The sequence below is a fragment of the Mycobacterium sp. DL genome (assembly GCF_039729195.1).
Taxonomy (GTDB): domain Bacteria; phylum Actinomycetota; class Actinomycetes; order Mycobacteriales; family Mycobacteriaceae; genus Mycobacterium; species Mycobacterium hippocampi_A.
In genome coordinates, this window is record NZ_CP155796.1 from 5,314,586 (window position 1) to 5,335,447 (window position 20,862).

General features: G+C 67.9%; 22 protein-coding genes, 1 tRNA gene and 1 pseudogene. 15 read left to right on the top strand and 9 right to left on the bottom strand.

All coding sequences use genetic code 11. From position 1 onward, the window contains the following. Window positions 1–96: 96 nt before the first annotated feature. On the top strand, window positions 97–2,742 hold the full coding sequence (gene glgP / locus ABDC78_RS25415) for an alpha-glucan family phosphorylase (protein WP_178357189.1): 2,646 nt from the start codon (window positions 97–99) through the stop codon (window positions 2,740–2,742). Between the two features lie 3 nt (window positions 2,743–2,745). Here glgP and ABDC78_RS25420 read toward each other — a convergent pair whose 3' ends face one another. The 3 genes from ABDC78_RS25420 to ABDC78_RS25430 all read right to left on the bottom strand — a co-directional run bounded on the left by ABDC78_RS25420 (window position 2,746) and on the right by ABDC78_RS25430 (window position 7,603). Then, window positions 2,746–4,191 carry a peptidase gene (locus tag ABDC78_RS25420; protein ID WP_178357188.1) on the bottom strand — a complete coding sequence of 482 codons (1,446 nt, stop codon included), beginning with the start codon at window positions 4,189–4,191 and terminating at the stop codon, window positions 2,746–2,748. A gap of 112 nt (window positions 4,192–4,303) precedes the next feature. Continuing rightward, window positions 4,304–6,319 (bottom strand): ATP-dependent DNA helicase, encoded by a 2,016-nt coding sequence (locus ABDC78_RS25425; RefSeq protein ID WP_347133223.1) that lies wholly within the window; start codon window positions 6,317–6,319, stop codon window positions 4,304–4,306. A 6-nt stretch (window positions 6,320–6,325) separates the two neighbouring features. After that, on the bottom strand, window positions 6,326–7,603 hold the full coding sequence (locus ABDC78_RS25430) for a nicotinate phosphoribosyltransferase (RefSeq protein ID WP_347133540.1): 1,278 nt from the start codon (window positions 7,601–7,603) through the stop codon (window positions 6,326–6,328). Window positions 7,604–7,738: 135 nt separating this feature from the next. On the opposite strand from ABDC78_RS25430, the gene clpS reads away from it, so the two are divergent. From clpS to rdgB, 11 genes are read left to right on the top strand one after another with little or no spacing between them, the layout of a single operon-like run. Continuing rightward, window positions 7,739–8,053, top strand: a complete 315-nt coding sequence (clpS, locus tag ABDC78_RS25435; RefSeq protein ID WP_178357187.1) for an ATP-dependent Clp protease adapter ClpS — start codon at window positions 7,739–7,741, stop codon at window positions 8,051–8,053. Between the two features lie 7 nt (window positions 8,054–8,060). Further along, on the top strand, window positions 8,061–8,645 hold the full coding sequence (locus ABDC78_RS25440) for a DUF2017 domain-containing protein (RefSeq protein ID WP_178357186.1): 585 nt from the start codon (window positions 8,061–8,063) through the stop codon (window positions 8,643–8,645). Next, window positions 8,645–9,667 (top strand): P1 family peptidase, encoded by a 1,023-nt coding sequence (locus ABDC78_RS25445; RefSeq protein WP_178357185.1) that lies wholly within the window; start codon window positions 8,645–8,647, stop codon window positions 9,665–9,667. Before ABDC78_RS25440 ends, ABDC78_RS25445 begins: the two co-directional genes overlap by 1 nt. Before the next feature lie 58 nt (window positions 9,668–9,725). Beyond that, window positions 9,726–10,106, top strand: a complete 381-nt coding sequence (locus ABDC78_RS25450) for a M67 family metallopeptidase (protein ID WP_347133541.1) — start codon at window positions 9,726–9,728, stop codon at window positions 10,104–10,106. Window positions 10,107–10,122: 16 nt separating this feature from the next. Continuing rightward, window positions 10,123–10,407, top strand: coding sequence for a MoaD/ThiS family protein (locus tag ABDC78_RS25455; RefSeq protein WP_178357183.1), 285 nt, complete (start codon window positions 10,123–10,125; stop codon window positions 10,405–10,407). Between the two features lie 10 nt (window positions 10,408–10,417). Further along, window positions 10,418–11,392, top strand: a complete 975-nt coding sequence (locus tag ABDC78_RS25460; protein WP_178357182.1) for a cysteine synthase — start codon at window positions 10,418–10,420, stop codon at window positions 11,390–11,392. Continuing rightward, window positions 11,383–12,075, top strand: a complete 693-nt coding sequence (locus tag ABDC78_RS25465; protein WP_178357181.1) for a rhomboid family intramembrane serine protease — start codon at window positions 11,383–11,385, stop codon at window positions 12,073–12,075. Before ABDC78_RS25460 ends, ABDC78_RS25465 begins: the two co-directional genes overlap by 10 nt. Beyond that, window positions 12,072–12,908 (top strand): glutamate racemase, encoded by an 837-nt coding sequence (murI, locus tag ABDC78_RS25470; RefSeq protein WP_178357180.1) that lies wholly within the window; start codon window positions 12,072–12,074, stop codon window positions 12,906–12,908. Before ABDC78_RS25465 ends, murI begins: the two co-directional genes overlap by 4 nt. Window positions 12,909–12,966: 58 nt before the next feature. Further along, window positions 12,967–13,740, top strand: coding sequence for a cyclic nucleotide-degrading phosphodiesterase (locus tag ABDC78_RS25475; protein WP_178357179.1), 774 nt, complete (start codon window positions 12,967–12,969; stop codon window positions 13,738–13,740). 50 nt (window positions 13,741–13,790) lie between these two features. Next, entirely contained in the window at window positions 13,791–14,573 is a 783-nt protein-coding gene (gene rph / locus ABDC78_RS25480; RefSeq protein WP_178357178.1) for a ribonuclease PH, read from the top strand. Next, window positions 14,570–15,187, top strand: coding sequence for an RdgB/HAM1 family non-canonical purine NTP pyrophosphatase (gene rdgB, locus ABDC78_RS25485; protein WP_178357242.1), 618 nt, complete (start codon window positions 14,570–14,572; stop codon window positions 15,185–15,187). The genes rph and rdgB overlap by 4 nt, the downstream gene beginning before the upstream one ends. On the opposite strand, the pseudogene ABDC78_RS25490 reads toward rdgB, so the two are convergent. The 3 genes and pseudogenes from ABDC78_RS25490 to ABDC78_RS25500 all read right to left on the bottom strand — a co-directional run. Continuing rightward, window positions 15,187–16,302, bottom strand: a pseudogene (locus tag ABDC78_RS25490) (acyltransferase); the annotation flags it as partial. The gene rdgB and the pseudogene ABDC78_RS25490 overlap by 1 nt on opposite strands. Before the next feature lie 37 nt (window positions 16,303–16,339). Next, window positions 16,340–16,684 (bottom strand): DUF3817 domain-containing protein, encoded by a 345-nt coding sequence (locus ABDC78_RS25495; protein ID WP_178357177.1) that lies wholly within the window; start codon window positions 16,682–16,684, stop codon window positions 16,340–16,342. 13 nt (window positions 16,685–16,697) lie between these two features. Then, a complete protein-coding gene (locus ABDC78_RS25500; RefSeq protein ID WP_178357176.1) occupies window positions 16,698–17,102 on the bottom strand; it encodes a hypothetical protein in 405 nt (134 codons plus the stop codon). Between the two features lie 125 nt (window positions 17,103–17,227). Here ABDC78_RS25500 and ABDC78_RS25505 point away from each other — a divergent pair. Continuing rightward, window positions 17,228–17,313, top strand: a tRNA-Leu gene (locus ABDC78_RS25505). A 60-nt stretch (window positions 17,314–17,373) separates the two neighbouring features. On the opposite strand, the gene ABDC78_RS25510 is transcribed toward ABDC78_RS25505, so the two are convergent. Together ABDC78_RS25510 and ABDC78_RS25515 are read right to left on the bottom strand one after the other, a co-directional pair. After that, complete coding sequence (locus tag ABDC78_RS25510; protein WP_178357175.1) at window positions 17,374–17,616, bottom strand: hypothetical protein; 243 nt, start codon at window positions 17,614–17,616, stop codon at window positions 17,374–17,376. A 96-nt stretch (window positions 17,617–17,712) separates the two neighbouring features. Then, a complete protein-coding gene (locus ABDC78_RS25515; protein WP_347133224.1) occupies window positions 17,713–17,985 on the bottom strand; it encodes a WhiB family transcriptional regulator in 273 nt (90 codons plus the stop codon). Window positions 17,986–18,076: 91 nt separating this feature from the next. Here ABDC78_RS25515 and ABDC78_RS25520 point away from each other — a divergent pair, with 91 nt between their 5' ends. Continuing rightward, on the top strand, window positions 18,077–18,712 hold the full coding sequence (locus ABDC78_RS25520; RefSeq protein ID WP_347133225.1) for a TetR/AcrR family transcriptional regulator: 636 nt from the start codon (window positions 18,077–18,079) through the stop codon (window positions 18,710–18,712). Between the two features lies 1 nt (window position 18,713). Here the strand turns inward: ABDC78_RS25520 and ABDC78_RS25525 are convergent, their stop codons facing one another. Next, on the bottom strand, window positions 18,714–19,574 hold the full coding sequence (locus ABDC78_RS25525; RefSeq protein ID WP_178357172.1) for a helix-turn-helix transcriptional regulator: 861 nt from the start codon (window positions 19,572–19,574) through the stop codon (window positions 18,714–18,716). A gap of 25 nt (window positions 19,575–19,599) precedes the next feature. Between ABDC78_RS25525 and ABDC78_RS25530 the strand changes: the two genes are divergently transcribed. Further along, entirely contained in the window at window positions 19,600–20,862 is a 1,263-nt protein-coding gene (locus ABDC78_RS25530) for an amidohydrolase family protein (RefSeq protein WP_178357171.1), read from the top strand.

Sequence of the window (20,862 nt, forward strand, 5' to 3'; positions counted from 1 at the left end):
AGTGCGAGGCTCAATCACGCGCGGGACAAAGCGCAGCACACACCGGATGGTGCGAACCGATCTGCACCACGTGGATCGTCAGTAAGGTGGGCGCGCGTGAAAGCTCTCCGCCGGTTCACCGTCCGCGCTCACCTCCCTGAGCGGCTGTCTGCACTCGAGCAGCTCTCCGTCAACCTGCGCTGGTCCTGGGACAGGCCGACCCAGGATCTCTTCGAGGCCATCGATCCGCAGTTGTGGAAGCAGGTCGGATGCGATCCTGTGGCGATGCTCGGGCAGGTCAGCCCGGCGAGGGTTGAGGAGTTGGCCGCCGACGAGTCGTTCGTCCGTCGACTCGACGATCTCGGGGCCGAACTGCGGGACTACCTGGACAGGCCGCTGTGGTACCAGCAGCTGGCAGAGGGGAGCGGTGCGCCGGGCGACGGGCACGATCCCTCGGTGCTCCCCAGAGGCGTCGCGTACTTCTCGATGGAGTTCGGTGTCGCCGAGGTGTTGCCGAACTATTCCGGGGGATTGGGAATTCTGGCCGGCGATCATCTGAAGTCCGCTTCTGATCTGGGACTGCCGTTGATCGCCGTCGGGCTGTACTACCGATCGGGGTATTTCCGACAATCCCTCACCGCCGACGGATGGCAGCACGAGAGTTACCCGTCGCTGGATCCCCAGGGGCTGCCGCTGCGGCTGCTCACCGACGCAGCGGGGGACGCGATCCTGGTGGAGCTGGCACTGCCCGAGGGTGCGCAACTCTCGGCGCGCATCTGGATCGCGCAGGTGGGGCGAATTCCGTTGCTGCTCCTCGATTCCGACATCCCGGAGAACGAACACGAGCTGCGGGGGGTCACCGACCGTCTGTACGGCGGCGACCAGGAGCACCGGATACGCCAGGAGATCCTCGCCGGCATCGGCGGGGTGCGGGCGATCCGCGCTTTCACCGAGGTCGCAGGACTGCCGGCGCCCGAGGTCTTCCACATGAACGAGGGGCACGCCGGATTCCTGGGCGCGGAGCGCATCCGTGAGCTGATCGAGGCGGGGCTGGAGTTCGACACCGCGCTGACCGTCGTCCGCTCCTCGACGGTGTTCACCACCCACACCCCGGTGCCCGCAGGCATCGACCGGTTCCCGGTCGAGATGGTGGAGCGGTACTTCGGTCCGGAGCCGGGAGGCGCGGGTTCGCGGCTGTTGCCCGGCGTGCCTGTGGACCGAATCGTGGCGTTCGGCGCCGAGGACGACCCGGCAAAATTCAACATGGCCCACATGGGGCTGCGGTTGGCGCAGCGGGCCAACGGTGTCTCCCTGCTGCACGGGCAGGTCAGTCGCGGCATGTTCAACGATCTGTGGCCCGGATTCGATCGATCGGAGGTGCCGATCGGCTCGATCACCAACGGCGTGCACGCGCCGACCTGGGCGGCGCCGCAGTGGATGGAGCTGGGTCGTGAGGTGCTGGGCAGTGCTGATCTGACCTCGTTGCGGGAACCCGGGACGTGGCAGGGAATGCAGGAGGTCGATCCCGCTCGCATCTGGTCGATCCGCTCGCAACTGCGTGAGGCGTTGATCGAGGACGTACGGGCCCGGGTTCGTCGCTCGTGGCTGGAACGAGGTGCGGCCGAGGCCGAACTCGGCTGGATCGCAACAGCTTTCGACCCCGGCGTGTTGACCATCGGATTCGCCCGTCGGGTGCCGACCTACAAACGTCTGACGTTGATGCTGCGGGATCCGGAGCGGTTGACGAAGCTGCTCCTCGACGAGGACCGGCCCCTGCAGTTGATCGTCGCGGGCAAGTCCCATCCCGCCGACGACGGCGGCAAGGCGCTCATCCAACAGGTGGTGCGCTTCGCAGACCGCCACGAGGTGCGTCATCGCATCGCGTTCCTGCCCGACTACGACATGTCGATGGCCCGAGAGCTCTACTACGGCTGCGATGTGTGGCTCAACAACCCGTTGCGCCCGCTCGAGGCCTGCGGCACGTCCGGCATGAAGAGCGCGCTCAACGGCGGGCTGAACCTGTCGATCCGCGACGGCTGGTGGGACGAGTGGTACGACGGCCAGAACGGCTGGGAGATCCCGACCGCCGACGGGCTGGCCGACGAGGAGCGGCGCGACGATCTCGAGGCATCCGCACTCTACGAGCTGCTCGAGCATTCGGTGGTGCCGACGTTCTACGACCGCGACCACCGCGGTGTCCCGACACGGTGGGTCGAGATGGTGCGCCACACCCTGCAGGTCCTGGGGCCGAAGGTGCTGGCGTCGCGGATGGTGCGCGACTACACCGAGCAGTACTACGTGCCGGCGGCGCGGTCGCTGCGGAAGACGATCGAGCCGGGGCTCTCCGGCGCCGAGGAGTTCAGCGATGCTTTCGGCTCAGCCCGTGAACTCGCCGACTACCGCCACCGTGCCGAGCGCGCCTGGCCTCGGATCGAGATCACCGATGTGGACAGCTCAGGGCTCCCCGATACGCCGCTGCTTGGATCGGAGCTGACGCTGGCCGCGCAGATCCACCTGGCCGGGCTACGGCCCGACGAGGTGACCGTGCAGGCGGTGCTCGGGCGCGTCGACTCGGGAGATGTCCTGGTCGAACCCGTCACCGTGCCGATGGGGTCCGCTGGTACCGCCGACAGCGGCAACACGATCTTCACCGCGACGACACCGCTGTCCATCACCGGTCCGGTCGGCTACACGATCAGGGTGCTGCCCCACCACCGGCTGCTCGCCGGGGACAACGAGCTCGGTCTCGTCACGCTCGCGTGAGGTTCACCGGAACCGCTTGAAGCAGCGTTCCGTGTCACCGACGACACCGACCCGGAACGCATCGATCCTGGAGAAGCCCGACGGCACCGACTCGCCGTTGACGTCGCTGGCCACCAGCCCGTTGGTGAGAATCCCGGACACCGCCTCGTCGACGTCGCCGGCGGTCAACGCGATGGTGTTCCCGTCGGGGGTGGTGACGTCCTTGCTCATTTTGACCGTGGCCACCCCGGTGAGGCACGCGGTCCGCAGCGCCGCCGCGGCGGTGTCGAGTTGCACGCCACCGCGTTCGTGCTGGATCGCGAGCATGTACCGCGAGACGAGCACCGAGTAGGCGACGTTGTCGCCGGTGGCCAGGTCCGCACCGTCACGTTGCTCGTCCTGGGCGCCCAACTCCTCCAGACCCGGCAGGTCGACGACGATGGTGTTGGTGGCGGGGCAGAACGATGCGGGTGGGCTGGGACGCGCGTCGGCGCAGTCCTCGGCGTCGGCGGCCTCGAAGCTCAGGGCCGGGGGATCGGAAGGCTCGAACAGGATGCCCATGGCGTCCACGATCGAGCGCACCGAATCCTCGGTCACCGGGAGCTCTCCGGTCTGGTCGGTGGGGAGCAGCACCGGCAGGTTGCCGCGGCGCTGGCCGATCTCGCGCAGGTCGATCGCCGCGCACGCCGACGGGCCGTCGGAGAAGCCGAATTGGAACGCCGAGACCCGTTCGAAGGCCGAGCCGTGCTCGTCGTAGCCCGCGTCGGGATCATCCTCGTTGAGCAGCGGATCCCGAAACGAGATGACACCTGCCAACACGTTGTTGAGCCCCTCGCCGGTGCTCAGGCTGAAGCGCGGCGAACTGTCCTCGGCGACCCAGCGCATATAGGCCCCGGAAAGACAGTCGGCCTGCTGCTCGCCGACCAGTGTCGGTGTGCCCTGCGTGGAGATCCCGGCCTGGCGCGCCACGGCGTGGCCGTACTCGTGGGCGAGCACCATCACCACCCCGATGTCGCCGTGGGCGCGCTGCAAGCTGGGCAGTAGCTCACCGCGGTCCCAGCCGATGGTGCGGTCGGTGTAGCAGAACCCCGCGTTGACCAACCCGTAGGTGCCATCCCCGCAGAATTCGCCGTCGAAGCCGCTCGCGTCCCAGGAGACCAACGCCTTCGCCGGAATGAAGTCATCGTCGAACGCATCCGGGTAGGCGCCCTCCCAGTACTGCTCGATGTCGCTGATCGAGCTGCCGGCCAGTTGGTCCATCGCGCCGCCGTCGGTGCCTTCGACATCGCGGGACGGACCCTCGGCATTGGCCCGCAAGCCCGTGGGCCCGTCGGTGGCCGGCATTCCGGCGACCTTGAACGGATCGTCGAACACCGACACCGGGTTGCCCTGCAACGTGGCCGAACACGCGGTGCCGATCAATACCGAGCACGCCGCGATCGCGGCGCCCACGAGGTGTCGTCGACTCATGGACGCCGCCTTTCGGAGGTCACTCGGCGGCCTGGGCGGCCCGTACCGGAACGTCGCTCTCAGGATAGTGAACCCCCCACGGGAATCGCGCGTCTCGCACGCCGAACGTCCCTCAGGATGGCTGGTCCGGAGCGCGGAGCCGCTGCAGCGCGGCCCGCACCGACGCCCCGTCGGTGGTCGCCCAGAACGGGGGTAGCGACGCGCGCAGGAAACCGCTGTAGCGCGCCGTCACCATCCGCGAGTCCAGGACGGCCACGACGCCCCGGTCGTCGATTCGACGCAGCAACCGACCGGTGCCCTGGGCGAGCAGCAGTGCGGCGTGGCCGGCAGCCACGGCCATGAATCCGTTTCCGCCCCGCGCGGCGACGGCGCGCTGACGCGCGGTCAGCAGCGGGTCGTCGGGGCGCGGGAACGGAATGCGGTCGATCAGGACGAGCGACAACGACGGACCCGGCACGTCGACGCCCTGCCACAGGGACAGTGTGCCGAACAGCGAGGTCTGTTCGTCTTCGGCGAAGCGCGCCACGAGCGTCGAGGTGTTGTCGTCCCCCTGACACAGCACCGGGGTGTCGAGGCGTTCGCGCATGATCTCCGCAGCCGCCTTGGCCGCGCGCATCGAGGAGAACAACCCGAGCGTCCGTCCGTCGGCCGCGGCGATCAGGGAGGCGATCTCGTCGAGTTGCTCCGCGGAACCGGTGCCGTCGCGCCCGGGGGGCGGCAGGTGGGCTGCGACGTAGAGGATGCCGGATTTCGCGTGGTCGAAGGGCGACCCCACATCGAGCCCGCGCCACGTCTGATCGGATCCTTCGCGGCGGTCGAGGCCCCACGCCGAGGCCATCGCGTCGAAGCTGCCTCCGATCGTCAGCGTCGCTGATGTCAGGACTGCTGTCGAGCGCCCGAACAAGCTGGCGCGCAACAAATTCGCCACCGACAGCGGAGCCACGCGGAGCATCGCGCGACTTTGGGCGACTGACCGGGACGTTTCAGTGTGTTCGACCCACACGACGTCGCCGCGGTCGGGGATGGCGGGTACGAAGGAGTCCAGTATTCGTGATGCGGTGTCGCTGACATCGGAGAGCGACGTGACCGCTTCGGCGCGTGCCGCGGCGGTCTTCGGGTCGTTGGGCGCCGTGTCGATCCCGGTTCGGGCACTGGCGGCCGCATCGCGCAACACCGTCAGATAGCTCGCCATCTCCTCATCGAGCACATCGATGCGACCGGCGCGGGCGTCGAAGATCGCCGAGGAGAACGTCGCGGCCGCGCCCTCGAGTCGTTGGGCGACGTCGGGTTCGACGACCCGGGCGGCGCGCCGCAGTGCGATGCCCAGCGACGCCGCGGACAACTCGGCGGTCGCCACCCCGGTGACCCTGTCCACCAGCTCGTGCGCCTCGTCGATGATCAGCAGGTCGTGTTCGGGCAGCACGTTGGCCTCGCCGATGGCGTCGATGGCCAGCAGGGCGTGGTTGGTGACTACGACGTCGGCGTGGCCGGCACGGTCGCGTGCGCGCTCGGAGAAGCAGTCGGTGCCGAACGGGCAGCGGGACACCCCGATGCACTCCCGCGACGACACGCTGACCTGCGACCAGGATCGGTCCGGGACCCCGGGGGTCAGCTCGTCACGATCGCCGGTCTCGGTGTCCGACGACCACTCGATGAGCCGCTTCACGTCGCGCCCCAGGGCGCTGGCGGCGACCGGCGAGAAGAGTTCGTCCTGCGGCATGTCGTCCGGCTCGGTGGCACCCGACTGCGAACCGTTGTGGATTTTGTTGAGGCACAGATAGTTTCCGCGCCCCTTCAGAAGCGCGAACTCGGGGCGGCGGGGGAGTTTCCCCACCAGGGAGTCGGCGAGCCGGGGCAGGTCACGGTCCACCAGCTGTCGTTGCAGCGCAATCGTGGCCGTCGACACCACCACCGGGCGATCGTCGCTCACGGAATGGGCGATCGCGGGCACCAGATAGGCCAGCGATTTGCCGGTGCCGGTGCCGGCCTGCACGGCGAGGTGTTCGCCGCGCTCGAACGCGTCCGCCACGGCCTGGGCCATCACGATCTGGCCGCTGCGCTCGGCGCCGCCCAGCGCGGTCACCGCCGTCGCAAGCAGTTCGGTCACCTCGGCCGCTCGGTCAGCCACTCGTCCTCACCCGCCGCTGCGGGTTGGCGGGATCATCCGCGTCGGAATCGCCGGATCGCCTTTGGACAGCTTCAGGCCGTCCCACGGCAGGCTGTGCAACGCCTTCGCGACCCGCTCGCGCGCAGGTCCCAGATCGAGGTCGGTGATCGGCTCGCCGCCGCGCACCAGCGGGGTCGTCAGCTGCCGGGAGGTGAGCTCGGAGGTGGTGGGTGGCGGCTGCAGAGCCGGGTAGACGACCTCCTCGACGACGGTGCCCGACGCCTTGGCCAGCCGTAGCGCGCGCTTACGGCCGCCGTGGGATTCCTTGTGGCTGCTGCGTTTCTCGACGGGGATACCGTCGACCTCGACGAGTTTGTAGACCATGCTCGCGGTGGGCGCGCCCGATCCGGTGACCACCGACGTCCCGACGCCGTAGATGTCGACGGGCTCGGCGCGCAGCGCCGCGATGGCGAATTCGTCCAGGTCGCCGGAGACCACGATGCGGGTGTCGGTGGCTCCCAGACGGTCGAGTTGGTCGCGTACCTGTCGGGTCAGCACGCCCAGGTCGCCGGAGTCGATGCGCACGGCCCCCAACTGCGGGCCCGCGACCTCGACGGCGTTGGCGACGCCCGCGGTGATGTCGTAGGTGTCCACGAGCAACGTGGTGCCCACACCAAGTGCGTCGACCTGGGCCGCGAACGCCGCCTTCTCCCAGTCCGACTGTGTGGTGCCGGCGACCGTGTGCAGCAGCGTGAAGGCATGCGCGCTCGTGCCCAGCGCGGGTACCCCGTAGCGGCGATTGGCCTCGAGGTTCGACGTGCCGGTGAACCCGGCGAGGTAGGCGGCCCGTGCCGCGGCCACCGCCGCCCATTCGTGGGTGCGCCGTGAGCCCATCTCGATCAGCGGGCGTCCGTCCGCGGCGCTGACCATGCGGGCGGCGGCCGAGGCGATCGCGGTGTCGTGATTGAAGATCGACAGCGCCAGCGTCTCGAGCAGCACGCATTCGGCGAATGTGCCGTGCACCGACAGCACGGGGGAGCCGGGGAAGTACACCTCACCCTCCGGGTAGCCGTCGATGTCGCCGGCGAACCGGTATCCGGCCAGGTACTCCAGCGTGTCGGCGTCCAGGAAGTCCTTCAGTGAGTCGAGCGCGGCGGTGTCGAACACGAACGCCTGCAACGCTTCCACGAACCGGGCGGTGCCGGCGGTGACGCCGTAGCGACGCCCCTCGGGTAGCCGGCGGGCGAAGACCTCGAACGTAGCCCGACGATGCGCGGTGCCGTCCCGCAGGGCCGCGGCGAGCATCGTCAGTTCGTACTTGTCGGTCAGCAGGGATACGGGCAGACCCGGGGACGAAGCCCGGGGCGATCCATTCACCGTCCAACCGTATCGGTTCGGAGCGCCTTCGAAGCGTCATGACGTCCCCGGTATTCTTGGCCCATGGTCACGCCGGCGAAGGCCCGTCCGGGAACCCGCGAGGATCACGACGTCGCCACTGTTCCCGAAGAAGACGTCGCCACGGACTCTCCCTGGGTGACCCTGGTCTGGGATGATCCGGTGAATCTGATGACCTACGTGACGTACGTACTGCAGAAATTGTTCGGCTACAGCGAACCGCACGCGACGAAACTGATGCTGCAGGTCCACAACGAGGGCAAGGCAGTGGTGTCGGCGGGTAGTCGCGAGTCGATGGAGGTCGATGTGTCCAAGCTCCACGCCGCGGGTCTGTGGGCGACGCTGCAACAGGACCGTTGAGCCGGCTGTGCGGAAATGGAAACGGGTGGAAAGCGCCGACGGCCCGCGGTTCCGGTCGGCCCTGGACGCGCACGAGGCGGAGTTGTTGAGCAGCCTGGTGACTTCGCTGGTCGGGATGCTCGAAGACCGCCAGTCGTCCGCGCCGGTCGACGAACTCGCCGAGATGACCGGCATACGAACCGGCAATTCGGTTCCGCCACAAGACGATACGATGAAGCGCCTGCTACCCGACTTCTACCGACCGGCAACAGAGCACCCCGCCGGATCGGGTCCTGCGGAAAGTCTCAACAGTGCGCTCCGCGGTCTGCATGAGCCCGCCATCATCGATGCCAAAAATCAAGCCGCGCAACGACTTCTGGACACGGTTCCACGCGGTGGGGGAAAGTTCGAGTTGACCGAGGACGACGCGCATTCCTGGGCGTCTGCCGTCAACGACGTGCGCCTGGCACTGGGCACCATGCTCGATGTCGGGGCCGACATCCCCGAACGGCTGCCGCCCGACCATCCGATGGCCGGACATCTCGATGTCTACCAGTGGCTGACGTTCCTGCAGGAGTATCTGGTGCTGAGCTTGATGGGTGGTTCGCGGTAGTGGTCGGCGCGATCACCGATGTGGCCGGTATCCGCGTGGGACACCACCACAGACTCGACAGCGACGCGCAACTCGGCAGCGGCTGGGCGACCGGCACCACGGTCGTGCTGACGCCTCCCGGCACCGTCGGCGCTGTCGACGGACGCGGCGGCGCGCCGGGTACCCGGGAGACCGACCTGCTGGACCCGAGCAACTCGGTGCGCCATGTGGACGCGGTGGTCCTCTCCGGCGGCAGCGCCTTCGGCCTCGCCGCAGCCGACGGGGTGATGACCTGGCTCGAGGAGCAGGAACGCGGCGTCGCCATGGACGGCGGCGTAGTCCCCATCGTCCCCGCCGCGGTGATCTTCGATCTGCCCGTCGGGGGTTGGCAGTGCCGGCCGAACGCGGAGTTCGGATATCTGGCGGCGTCGCGCGCGGGGACCGATGTTCCGGTGGGCACCGTCGGCGCCGGGGTGGGCGCGCGGGCCGGCGTGCTCAAAGGCGGTGTCGGGACGGCTTCGGTGACGCTCGAGTCGGGGGTGACGGTCGGAGCGCTGGTCGTGGTGAACTCGGCCGGGGACGTCGTCGACCCCCACACCGGCCTGCCCTGGCTGGCGTATCAGATCGACGAGTTCGGGCTGCAGCGCCCGCCTGCCGACGAGCTCGCCGCCTACGCCGACCGCCATGGCGAGCTGAGTCCGTTGAACACCACCATCGCGGTGGTGGCCACCGACGCCGCACTCAGCCCCGCAGGCTGTCGGCGAATGGCCGTCGCCGCGCAGGACGGTCTGGCGCGCACCATCCTGCCGTGCCACACCCCGCTCGACGGCGACACGGTGTTCGCACTCGCCACCGGTGCCATGGAGATCGATCCGGACCCGACCACACCGGCGTCGATGTCGCCGGAAGTGCCCCTGATCACCGCGGTCGGTGCCGCCGCAGCGGACTGTCTGGCCCGTGCAGTGCTCGTCGGCGTGCTGGCCGCAGAAGCGGTGGCTGGAATACCGACATACCGTTCGATGTTGCCGGGAGCGTTCGAGTGAACGAATTTCGGGAAGGGATCACGCGTTGTTGACGATTCGTGCCGACCTGGTCGACGCGATGGTCAGCCATGCCCGCGCCGACCATCCCGACGAGGCGTGCGGCATCATCGCCGGGCCCGAGGGAGCCGACCGTCCCGAGAGGTTCGTCGCGATGCTCAACGCCGAGCGCTCGCCGACGTTCTACCGATTCGATTCCGGCGAGCAACTGCGGGTGTGGCGCTCGATGGACGAGGCGGACGAGGTTCCGGTCGTCATCTACCACTCACACACCGGCACCGAGGCCTACCCGAGTCGTACCGACATCTCCTACGCCTCGGAACCGGACGCCCACTACGTGCTGGTGTCCACCCGTGACCCCGACGAGCACGAGTTGCGCAGCTACCGCATCGTGGACGGCGTCGTCACCGAAGAACCCGTCACCATCGTCGAGCAGTACTGAGTAGGAGAAAACCCCTGTGCCCGATTCAGCCAACGTCACCGTCTCGATCCCGACCATCCTGCGCACCCACACCGGCGGCGAGAAGCGTGTCAGCGCTTCCGGCAGCACGCTGGCCGCGGTGATCAGCGACCTCGAAGCCAACTACTCGGGAATCACCGAGCGCATCGTCGACGGCGAGAAGTTGCACCGGTTCGTCAACATCTACGTCAACGACGAGGACGTCCGCTTCTCCGGCGGCATGGACACCGAGATCTCCGACGGGGACTCGGTCACGATTCTGCCCGCCGTCGCCGGCGGGTGAGTGGAGCCCGATGACCCGCTACGACTCGCTGCTGAACGCGCTCGGTGACACCCCACTGGTCGGGCTCCAGCGGCTGTCCCCGTCGTGGAACGGGGGTGAGGACGGGTCGCCCCACGTCCGGTTGTGGGCCAAGCTCGAGGACCGCAACCCGACCGGGTCGATCAAGGACCGGCCCGCGCTGCGGATGATCGAGGACGCCGAACAGGGCGGCCTGCTGCAGCCCGGCGCCACGATCCTGGAACCGACGAGCGGCAACACCGGGATCTCGCTGGCGATGGCCGCGCTGCTCAAGGGCTACCGGATGATCTGCGTGATGCCGGAGAACACCTCGATCGAGCGGCGTCAGCTGTTGGAGCTCTACGGTGCCCGGATCATCTATTCGCCGGCCGAAGGTGGCTCCAACACCGCGGTGGCGCGCGCCAAAGAGCTTGCCGCCGAGAATCCCTCGTGGGTGATGCTCTACCAGTACGGCAACCCCTCCAACGCCGCGGCGCACTACGACGGCACCGGACCCGAGCTACTCGCGGACCTACCGGAGATCACCCACTTCGTCGCCGGTCTCGGCACCACGGGCACGTTGATGGGCACCGGACGGTACCTGCGTGAGAAGGTGCCCGGTGTCCAGATCGTCGCGGCCGAACCCCGCTACGGCGAGGGCGTCTACGCGCTGCGCAACATCGACGAGGGCTTCATCCCCGAGCTCTACGACCCCGACGTGCTGACCACCCGGTTCGCCGTCGGCTCCTACGACGCGATCCGGCGTACCCGCGAGCTGGTCCAGACCGAAGGGATCTTCGCGGGCGTCTCCACCGGGGCGATCCTGCACGCCGCGCTCGGTATGGCCGCGAAGGCGATGAAAGCCGGTGAGCGCGCGGACATCGCGTTCACCGTGTGTGATGCCGGATGGAAGTATCTGTCGACCGGTGCGTACACCGGTAGCCTGGACGATGCAGAGGACGCATTGGAAGGGCAACTATGGGCTTGACGGGCACCGGCGGGTATCCGGGTATGGCCGGACCACCCGCGGGGTCTCAGAAGCGCCCGGTCTGGCTGGTCGGCGGTCTGACCATCGTGTCGTTCGTCGTATTGCTCTGGGTGATCGAGCTCTTCGACTCGCTGACCGGACATCGTCTGGACAGCAACGGGATTCGTCCATTGGAAACCGATGGTCTGACAGGAATCCTCGTCGCGCCGCTGCTGCACTCGAACTGGGAGCACCTGATCGCCAACACGGGTCCGGCGCTCGTGCTCGGGTTCCTGATGACCCTGGCGGGCCTGTCCCGGTTCCTCTTCGCCACCGCGATCATCTGGGTTCTCGGTGGTGTCGGCACCTGGCTCATCGGCAACGTGGGCGCACCGACCTACAACGGCGTGGTGGTGGAGACCAACCACATCGGCGCGTCCGGTCTGATCTTCGGCTGGTTGACCTTCCTGATCGTCTTCGGGTTCTTCACCCGCAAGATCTGGGAGATCGTCGTCGGCGTCGTCGTGCTCTTCATCTACGGCAGCATCCTGCTCGGCGTACTACCGGGGACGTTCGGCGTCTCCTGGCAGGGTCACCTGTGCGGGGCCATCGCCGGTGTCCTGGCCGCGTACCTGCTCTCCGGGCCGGAGCGAAAGACCCGGGCGTTGCGGCGCCCGGTCCGGCCGCCCTCCCTGGGTGCATGAATCCCGACGCGCTGCGGCCCGTCGGAATCTTCGACTCCGGTGTCGGCGGGCTCACCGTCGCGCGGGCCGTGATCGACCAGTTGCCCCACGAGGAGATCATCTACGTCGGTGACACCGGCAACGGACCCTATGGGCCGCTGACCGTTCCCGAGATCCGGGCCCATGCCCTGACGATCGGCGACGACCTCGCCGCGCGGGGGGTCAAGGCGCTGGTGATCGCATGCAACACGGCATCGTCGGCCTGTCTTCGCGACGCGCGGGAGCGCTACGCGCCCGTGCCTGTCATCGAGGTGATCCTGCCCGCGGTGCGGCGCGCAGTGCGATCCACCCGCAACGGCCGCGTCGGGGTCATCGGCACCGCCGCCACGATTGCCTCCGGCGCCTATCAGGACGCGTTCGCCGCGGCACGCGACATCGAGGTGTTCGCGGTGGCATGCCCCCGGTTCGTCGACTTCGTCGAACGGGGTGTCACCAGCGGCCGGCAGGTGCTGGGGTTGGCGGAGGGGTATCTGGAACCGCTGCAGCGCGCGGAGGTGGACACGCTGGTTCTCGGCTGCACGCACTATCCGATGCTGTCCGGCCTGATCCAATTGGCGATGGGCGACAACGTGAGCCTGGTGTCCAGTGCCGAGGAAACCGCGAAGGACCTCCTGCGGGTGCTCACGGAGAACGAGTTGCTGAGGCCGCATCCCGACGCCGCGGCACCGCCGCCGAAGCGGGTGTTCGAGGCCACCGGCGACCCCGAGGCGTTCACCGCACTCGCCGCACGGTTCCTCGGCCCCACCCTCGACGGGGTCCGGCCGGTTCAGCAACACCTGGGCACTCGATCTTGATCTTCGCCGGCCAAAGCGGCGATGTTTTCGTCATGCCCATCGTGGGCATGGCAAGCTAGTGAGCGTGCGAATCACCGTACTGGGTTGCTCCGGCAGTGTGGTCGGGCCGGATTCGCCCGCATCGGGATACCTGGTGACGGCCCCCGATACCCCACCCCTGGTTCTGGACTTCGGCGGCGGCGTGCTCGGCGCGCTCCAGCGGTTCGCGGATCCCAACTCCGTGCACGTGCTGCTCTCCCATCTGCACGCTGATCACTGCCTGGATCTGCCTGGGCTTTTTGTGTGGCGGCGCTACCACCCGTCGCCGGCGCCGGAGCGCGGAGTGCTCTACGGGCCCGCCAACACCTGGGCACGGCTGGGCTCGGCATCCTCGCCCGAAGGCGGGGAGATCGACGACTTCACCGACATCTTCGACATCCGGCACTGGGTGGACAACCAGCCCGTGGAGATCGGGTCGCTGACGGTGTTGCCGCGGCTGGTGTGCCATCCGACGGAGTCCTACGGCATGCGCATCACCGATCCGTCGGGCGCGACTCTCGTCTACAGCGGCGACACCGGCTACTGCGACGCTCTCATCGATCTGGCTCGAGGTGCCGATGTCTTCCTGTGCGAGGCATCCTGGACGCACTCGCCGTCCCGGCCGCCCAGGTTGCACCTGTCGGGCACCGAAGCGGGGCGCGCCGCCGCCCGGGCCGGTGTCGCCGAACTGCTGCTGACCCACATCCCGCCGTGGACGTCCCGCGAGGACGTGATCAGCGAGGCCAAGGCCGAGTTCGACGGCCCGGTGCATGCAGTGGTGTGCAACGAGGCATTCGACGTCACGCGCCGCTGACCTGAAACGCTGCTCGAGGTGGTGTCTGCGGCACCCGCTAGTGTTGGCCCGTGTCCAGACGAGAAGACGGCAGGCTCGACGACGAACTGCGCCCGGTCACGATCACCCGCGGCTTCACCTCCCATCCCGCAGGTTCGGTGTTGGTGGAGTTCGGCCAGACCCGGGTCATGTGCACCGCGAGCGTCACCGAGGGGGTGCCCCGCTGGCGCAAGGGTTCCGGCCAGGGCTGGCTGACCGCCGAGTACGCGATGCTGCCCGCTGCGACCCACGAACGTTCGGGTCGGGAGTCGGTCAAGGGGCGAGTCGGCGGTCGTACCCAGGAGATCAGCCGACTCGTCGGCCGGTCCCTGCGCGCCTGCATCGACCTCGCCGCGCTGGGGGAGAACACCATCGCGATCGACTGCGACGTACTGCAGGCCGACGGTGGAACCCGCACCGCGGCGATCACCGGCGCCTATGTGGCGCTGGCCGACGCCGTGACCTACCTGGCCGCGGCGGGCAAGCTGTCGGACCCGCGTCCGCTGTCCTGCGCGATCGCGGCGGTGAGTGTCGGTGTGGTCGACGGTCGGATTCGTGTCGACCTGCCCTATACCGAGGACTCCCGCGCCGAGGTGGACATGAACGTCGTGGCCACCGACACCGGCACGCTCGTCGAGATCCAGGGCACCGGAGAGGGCGCGACGTTCCCGCGGTCGACGCTGGACAAGATGCTCGACCTCGCGATGGCGTCCTGCGATCAGTTGTTCGAGGTTCAGCGGCAGGCACTGCAACTGTCGTATCCCGGGGCCCTGCCCGAGTCGGGTGAACCCGCGAAGAAGGCGTTCGGAAGCTGACCGAACTGCTGGTTGCCTCACGCAACCCGAAGAAGTTGGCCGAACTGCGCCGGGTGCTCGACACCGCGGGAGTGTCCGGCCTGACGCTGCTGTCCCTCGACGACGTTGCGCCGTTCGACGAGGCGCCCGAGACGGGGGCCACCTTCGAGGAGAACGCTCTGGCCAAGGCCCGCGACGCCTTTGCAGCCACGGGGATTGCCGCGGTGGCCGACGATTCCGGGTTGGAGGTCGACGCCCTCAACGGAATGCCGGGGGTGCTCAGCGCGCGGTGGTCGGGACGCCACGGCGACGACGCCGCCAACACCACGTTGCTTCTGGGGCAGCTCGCAGATGTTCCGGACGAGCGGCGCGGTGCGGCGTTCGTATCGGCATGTGCCCTGGTGTTCAGCCCCGTCGACTCGGACAGCGCGGTGGTGCGGGGTGAATGGACCGGCAGTATCGTGCGCGAACCCCGTGGCGACAGGGGCTTCGGCTACGACCCGATATTTCTGCCCGACGGTTCGGCGAGGACCGCCGCCGAGCTCGATCCGGCGGAGAAGGATGCTTCGTCGCACCGGGGTCGGGCGCTGGCGGCATTGCTTCCGGCGCTGCGGGAGCTCACCTCCGCCCGGTGAGGTCTGGTCAAACGGTGTAGCGCCCACGCGGCCGGGATCGTCAGTGCCAGGGTCGCTGCAATCAGCCCCGGCATCGATCCGGTGAACAGCGGCCATCCCAGCACGAGGTGCATCACCAGTGCCATGGCCAGCGAGTGCAGCAGGAAGATCTCGTAGGAGATCTCGCCGAGCCAGACCATCGGCCGGCTGCCGAGGAATTGTCGGTATCCGCCATTGCTGCCGAGCGCCAGCGGAGCGACCGCCAAGGTGGCGATCGCGGCGTACAGCAGCGACTTCGCCACCGGCACCCACACCGGGTCGGGACCGAGAATGGCGCCGCCGATCGGCGTCGACACCAGCAGGTACAGGGCCACCGCCAGCGGGATCGCGAGGCCCGCATGGCATCTCGCGCCGACGGCCTGCAGCAGGGCGAGTGCCATGCCGCCGACGAACCAACCGATGTGGGCGGGCAACCACATGCCCGCTGAGTTCGGCAGCATGTCGGTGGTGGTGACGAGCAGGAGCCAGGTCGGGCCGACCGCGGCGATCGCGGCAAGGCCGAGCAGTGCCCGACCGGGCCGCCATCGGCCGCGGCACAGCACCCGCAGGACCAGATAGGCCAGTCCGGGGAGCACAGCGTAGAACGCAACCTCCACCGCCATGCTCCACATCTGAGACAGCCCGGGATGCAGCATGGTCGTGAGGTAGTCGTCGGTGTAGATCTGCGAGAAGGTCAGATACCTGAGCAGGCCGTGCCAGGTCTGGCCGGGGGTGGGGCCCGGGGTGAAGACGGTGTACACGGCGAACGTGACCAGGACCGTCACCACGTAGGCGGGAACCACCCGACGCACGCGGCGCCGCCCGTAGCGGCTCAGCGACGGCGCTGTTCGACCCTGTGCTGCTGCCCGCACCCACGGCCGGAACAACAGGAATCCTGACAGCACGAAGAAGATCGCGACGCCGATCTCCATGCGCGCGTAGACCGCTCCGAGATAGCCGTGGTTGAGATACCCGGTGGCGAACGCCGCGTGGGTGAAGACGACCAGAAGCGCGGCGACAGCCCGAAGGCCGGTGAGGGCGGGAAGGCGGGAAGCTGTGGCGTCGGGGCTGACCGCCGGGACAGCGCCGTGGCGCATCCCGGGGGTGGCTGACACCGCACCGAGTTTACCGACCTCAGACGCCGAACTGCGCCTTGATCTTCTGGGTCTGGAAGTGCTCGACGATGATGCCGACAAGCGGGATCGTTCCGGCGAGCAGCACACCGACGGTCTTGGCGATCGGCCACCGGACCTTCACGGCGAGGTTGGCGGTGAACAACAGATAGACGAAGTAGACCCAGCCGTGCACCACCGCGATCCAGCCGAGCGAGTCGTCGCCGTACCCGTACTTCAACACCATTTCGTAGCAGAGGGCGATCAGCCAGATGCCGGTCGCCCAGGCGAGGACCCGGTAGCCGAGCAGTGCTTTGCGGATGGTCTCGACGGGGGTGATGGGCGAGGGGGTGTCGGGTGCGGTCACCTGAGGGTTCCTGTCATTCTCGGCTCAGTCTCGAGTCATCGTTGCTGTTGTCGTCGCTGGTGGTGCTGTCGGCTGCGGCCAGTTCGGCCAGATAGGCGTTGTACTCGCGCAGTGTCCTGTCGCCGTCGGCATCGGTGGTCGGCCTGGGCCGCTCGGGCAGCAACCCGGCGGGGATCTCGGTGACGGCATCGCGTGGATGGGCTTCGGGAGGCGCCTGCTCGTAGCGGACGAACTTGAAGTAGGCGTAGACGCAGAATCCGGCGAACAGCGGCCACTGCAGGGCGTAGCCGAGATTCTGGAAATTGCCGGATACCGATTCGAACCGGGTCCACTGCCACCACGCGAGGCCGAGGCAGCCGCCTGCAGCGGCGATCACCAGCAGGATGAGCGCCGGCCTCCTACGCCGCGTAGTGGACACCAGCCAACGGTACCGCGCAGGGGATTGGCCGCATGAGCCGAGGACGAACTCCTCCGCGCCGTGTCATCGAGGTCGATCTTCGACACCGGGGTCGACTTGCCGGGATTGGTACGATCACTCCCGTTGCGGGCGTGGCGGAAGGGAAGACGCGCGGTCTTTAGGTGTCCGTGTTCGAAAGAGCGTGGGGGTTCGAATCCCCCCGCCCGCACCACCGGTCGGCAATGTGGCCGGGAGCTCCGCTCGACCGACGCCCGGTCGGCGTGAGCAGCGTTCAGGCAGGAGCCTCGACCGGGATCTCAGTGGATTGAGAAAAGAAGCACAGGATGCTCGCGGTGAAACTGACCACTGCGAACACTCCGGCGAAGATCGCGATCAGGGTCTCGGCCATCCCCCAGCTCGCGAGCGCGAACGCCAGCGCGATGATCGCGGTGAAGATGAGGAAAAGGCCGGTGGTGGCGACGGTCTCGTTGAACGGATCGTCGGGGCTGTAGGTGCCTTCGGCCAGGTCGGCCATCGGAATCTCCTCGTGGGCGTAGCAGCGTGATGCGGGGTTGTTACCCACCGGTACGCCGCTGAAAACCACCCGCGGTCTTGAGTTGCGGAAATCACCTCACCGTTTGCGCACCGACAGACCGTTGCGCTCGGCGAGCGACCTCAGTTGCCTGAGCGCAAACTGGCGGTTCCGACCGCCCCGCGGCAGCACGATCCCGGCCCAGAGCCCCTCCGCACCAGGTGTTACGCATGCTTCCCGGGCACACTGCCAGCGTCGGGGACACGCGCGGCACAGCGCCTTCGCGCCGTCGTCGGCGATGGTGATCCACCGGTCGGGATCACGCATGCACGGTGCCGTCCACGCTTGCTCTTCGATCGCCAGTGGATGCACAGACACCCTCCTCCCGTCTTGGCAATACACTTGTATCGTACTTACGATACAGCTGTACTGTCGAATCGCGACGGGGGTGACGGTGACTACGGTGGCCACTGTGAGGTCGAAACCGGTTCGGACCGGTGCGGAAGAACCGCGCAACGTCGAACGGATTCGCGCCGCAGCCATGCGGTGTTTTGCGGAGAACGGAACGTCGGGCACGACCTTGCGGGGCGTCGCGGCAGCCGCGGGGGTGTCGCTCGGTCTGGTGCAACACCACTTCGCGACGAAGGCGGGACTGATCGAGGCCGTCGACGAGGACGTCGTGAGGCTGGTGATCACGCCTTTCGCCCAGCCGATCCCGGAGGACGCCCCGGATTCGATCGCCGAGATCGGTCAGCGGGTGACTCAGATCTTCACCGAACAGCCTGATGTCGCGGCTTACATCGGTCGTGCGCTCGTGGACGGCAGCCCGCTGGGTGCCACGATCTTCGACACCTTGTTCGCGCTGGGCCAGGCCCGGTGGCAGCAGCGCGCCGACCGCGGCGAAACCCGGCCGGACATCGATCTGACGTGGGCGCCCCTCAACGGCATCGTGCTGGCGCTCGGTGTCGTCAGCTTGCGCACCCATATCAACCGGCACCTACCCGAGCCGTTCACCACACCCGCGCAATTGCAGCGATGGCAGGTTGCCGTGGATTCGCTACTGCGCGAAGGGCTGTTCCGGCGACCCGACGGCGGCTGAGTCAATCCGGTTGTCCGGCAACCCTTCTGCGGTACGCCGACGGAGTCTCGCCGCAGAACTGGGCGAACGCCCGGGTGAAGGAGCTGATGCTGTCGAACCCGACGGCGGTCGCGGTCTCCTGCACCGACTGCCGGGGTGCAGCGAGCAGGGCCATGGCGCGCAGCATGCGCGCGTGCAGCAGATACGTACGCCAGGAGAGGCCGAGCTGTTCGGCGAACAGCCGCCGCAGCGTTCGCTCCGACACCGACACCGCCCGGCTGACCTGCTCGCAGGACACCGTGTCGAGATGTTGTTTCGTGTAGTCCATCGCTGCAGCGACGATCGGGTGCGCTGAGGTCGGCAGGCTCAGTGGCGCCTCGTGCTCGAGTGCTTCACAGACCAGTGCGGCCAGGGTGCGGAAGAATCCGTCGGAGAGCTCGTCACCGTGTGCGCGCTCGATCGGCCAGCGCAGCGCGTAGATCATCATCTCCCGGATCAGCGGGGACACCGCCAGGATGCGGGCGCGGTCGCCGCCTTCGGCGATCAGCGTCCGGTCGAACATCACCGCGACCGTTTTCACGTCGGGGTTCATCACCGCCTGGTGCTCCAGGCCCGCCGGGATCCACGCCGCCTGCTGGGGTGGCAGCAGGTAGTGCGCCGAATCGGTCTCCACCTCGACCACACCGTGCAGCGCGTACTCGATCTGATGCACCTCGTGGGAGTGCCAGCCGGTGATCAGCGCATCACCTTCGTAGAGATAGCTGCCACCCAGCGCGCACCCGCCCCGCCGCAGCTCGATGACCCGACGATGTCCCTGGGCGGGCGTGGACACCAGGTTGGCCGATTCGGACAAGAGTTTGTCCGAAGACGCAGAGGCGGTCACGTCTACACACGGTACTAGTGGAGATATGAAAACCGACGACCTGATTCTGGTGAGCATCGACGACCATGTGGTGGAGCCGCCGGACATGTTCCTCAATCACGTGCCTGCCAAGTACAAGTCGGAGGCGCCGATCGTCGTCACCGACGACAAGGGCGTCGACCAGTGGATGTATCAGGGCAGGCCGCAGGGCGTCAGTGGGCTGAATGCGGTGGTGTCGTGGCCGCCGGAGGAGTGGGGCCGCGACCCTGCCGGCTTCGCCGAGATGCGTCCGGGCGTCTACGACGTCCACGAGCGCGTCCGGGACATGAATCGCAACGGCATCCTCGCGTCGATGTGTTTCCCGACCTTCACCGGTTTCTCGGCGCGCCACCTCAACATGCACCGCGAGGACGTCACGCTGGTCATGGTGTCGGCCTACAACGACTGGCACATCGACGAGTGGGCCGGGTCCTACCCGGACCGCTTCATCCCGATCGCCGTGCTTCCGACCTGGAACGTCGAGGCGATGTGCGCGGAGATCCGCCGCGTTGCGGCCAAGGGTTGCCACGCGGTGACGATGCCGGAACTGCCGCACCTCGAGGGCCTGCCGAGCTACCACGACGACGAGTACTGGGGCCCGGTGTTCCGGACGTTGTCGGAGGAGAACGTGGTGATGTGCCTGCACATCGGCACCGGTTTCGGCGCGATCAGCATGGCGCCCAACGCACCCATCGACAACCTCATCATCCTGGCCACCCAGGTGTCCGCGATGTGTGCCCAGGATCTGCTGTGGGGCCCGGCGATGCGCAACTATCCCGACCTGAAGTTCGCGTTCTCCGAGGGCGGCATCGGGTGGATCCCGTTCTATCTCGATCGCAGCGATCGGCACTACACGAACCAGAAGTGGCTGCGCCGCGATTTCGGCGACAAGTTGCCCAGCGACGTCTTCCGCGAGCACTCGCTGGCCTGTTATGTCACCGACAAGACCTCGCTGAAGCTGCGCCACGAGATCGGCATCGACATCATCGCCTGGGAGTGCGACTACCCGCACTCGGACTGCTTCTGGCCCGACGCGCCGGAGAAGGTGCTCGCCGAACTCGACGCCGCCGGTGCCGACGACAGCGACATCAACAAGATCACCTGGCAGAACTCGTCGCGGTTCTTCGGCTGGGACCCGTTCGCCCGCACCGCGCGCGACCAGGCGACCGTCGGTGCGCTGCGAGCCAAGGCCACCGACGTCGACGTGTCGATCCGGCCGCGGGCCGAGTGGGCGCGCCTCTACGACGAGAAGCAGTTCGCCCGCACCTGA

What these genes read in the sequence shown, in the direction of transcription:
- ABDC78_RS25465 (WP_178357181.1), top strand. Translation starts at nt 11,383, where the DNA reads ATGGGCTTGACGGGCACCGGCGGGTATCCGGGTATGGCCGGACCACCC.
- ABDC78_RS25430 (WP_347133540.1), bottom strand. Translation starts at nt 7,603, where the DNA reads ATGCTCGCCGCGGCCCTGCGGGACGGCACCGCGCATCGTCGGGCTACG.
- ABDC78_RS25460 (WP_178357182.1), top strand. Translation starts at nt 10,418, where the DNA reads ATGACCCGCTACGACTCGCTGCTGAACGCGCTCGGTGACACCCCACTG.
- murI (WP_178357180.1), top strand. Translation starts at nt 12,072, where the DNA reads ATGAATCCCGACGCGCTGCGGCCCGTCGGAATCTTCGACTCCGGTGTC.
- ABDC78_RS25450 (WP_347133541.1), top strand. Translation starts at nt 9,726, where the DNA reads ATGGTCAGCCATGCCCGCGCCGACCATCCCGACGAGGCGTGCGGCATC.
- ABDC78_RS25420 (WP_178357188.1), bottom strand. Translation starts at nt 4,191, where the DNA reads ATGAGTCGACGACACCTCGTGGGCGCCGCGATCGCGGCGTGCTCGGTA.
- ABDC78_RS25530 (WP_178357171.1), top strand. Translation starts at nt 19,600, where the DNA reads ATGAAAACCGACGACCTGATTCTGGTGAGCATCGACGACCATGTGGTG.
- ABDC78_RS25510 (WP_178357175.1), bottom strand. Translation starts at nt 17,616, where the DNA reads ATGGCCGACCTGGCCGAAGGCACCTACAGCCCCGACGATCCGTTCAAC.
- clpS (WP_178357187.1), top strand. Translation starts at nt 7,739, where the DNA reads ATGGTCACGCCGGCGAAGGCCCGTCCGGGAACCCGCGAGGATCACGAC.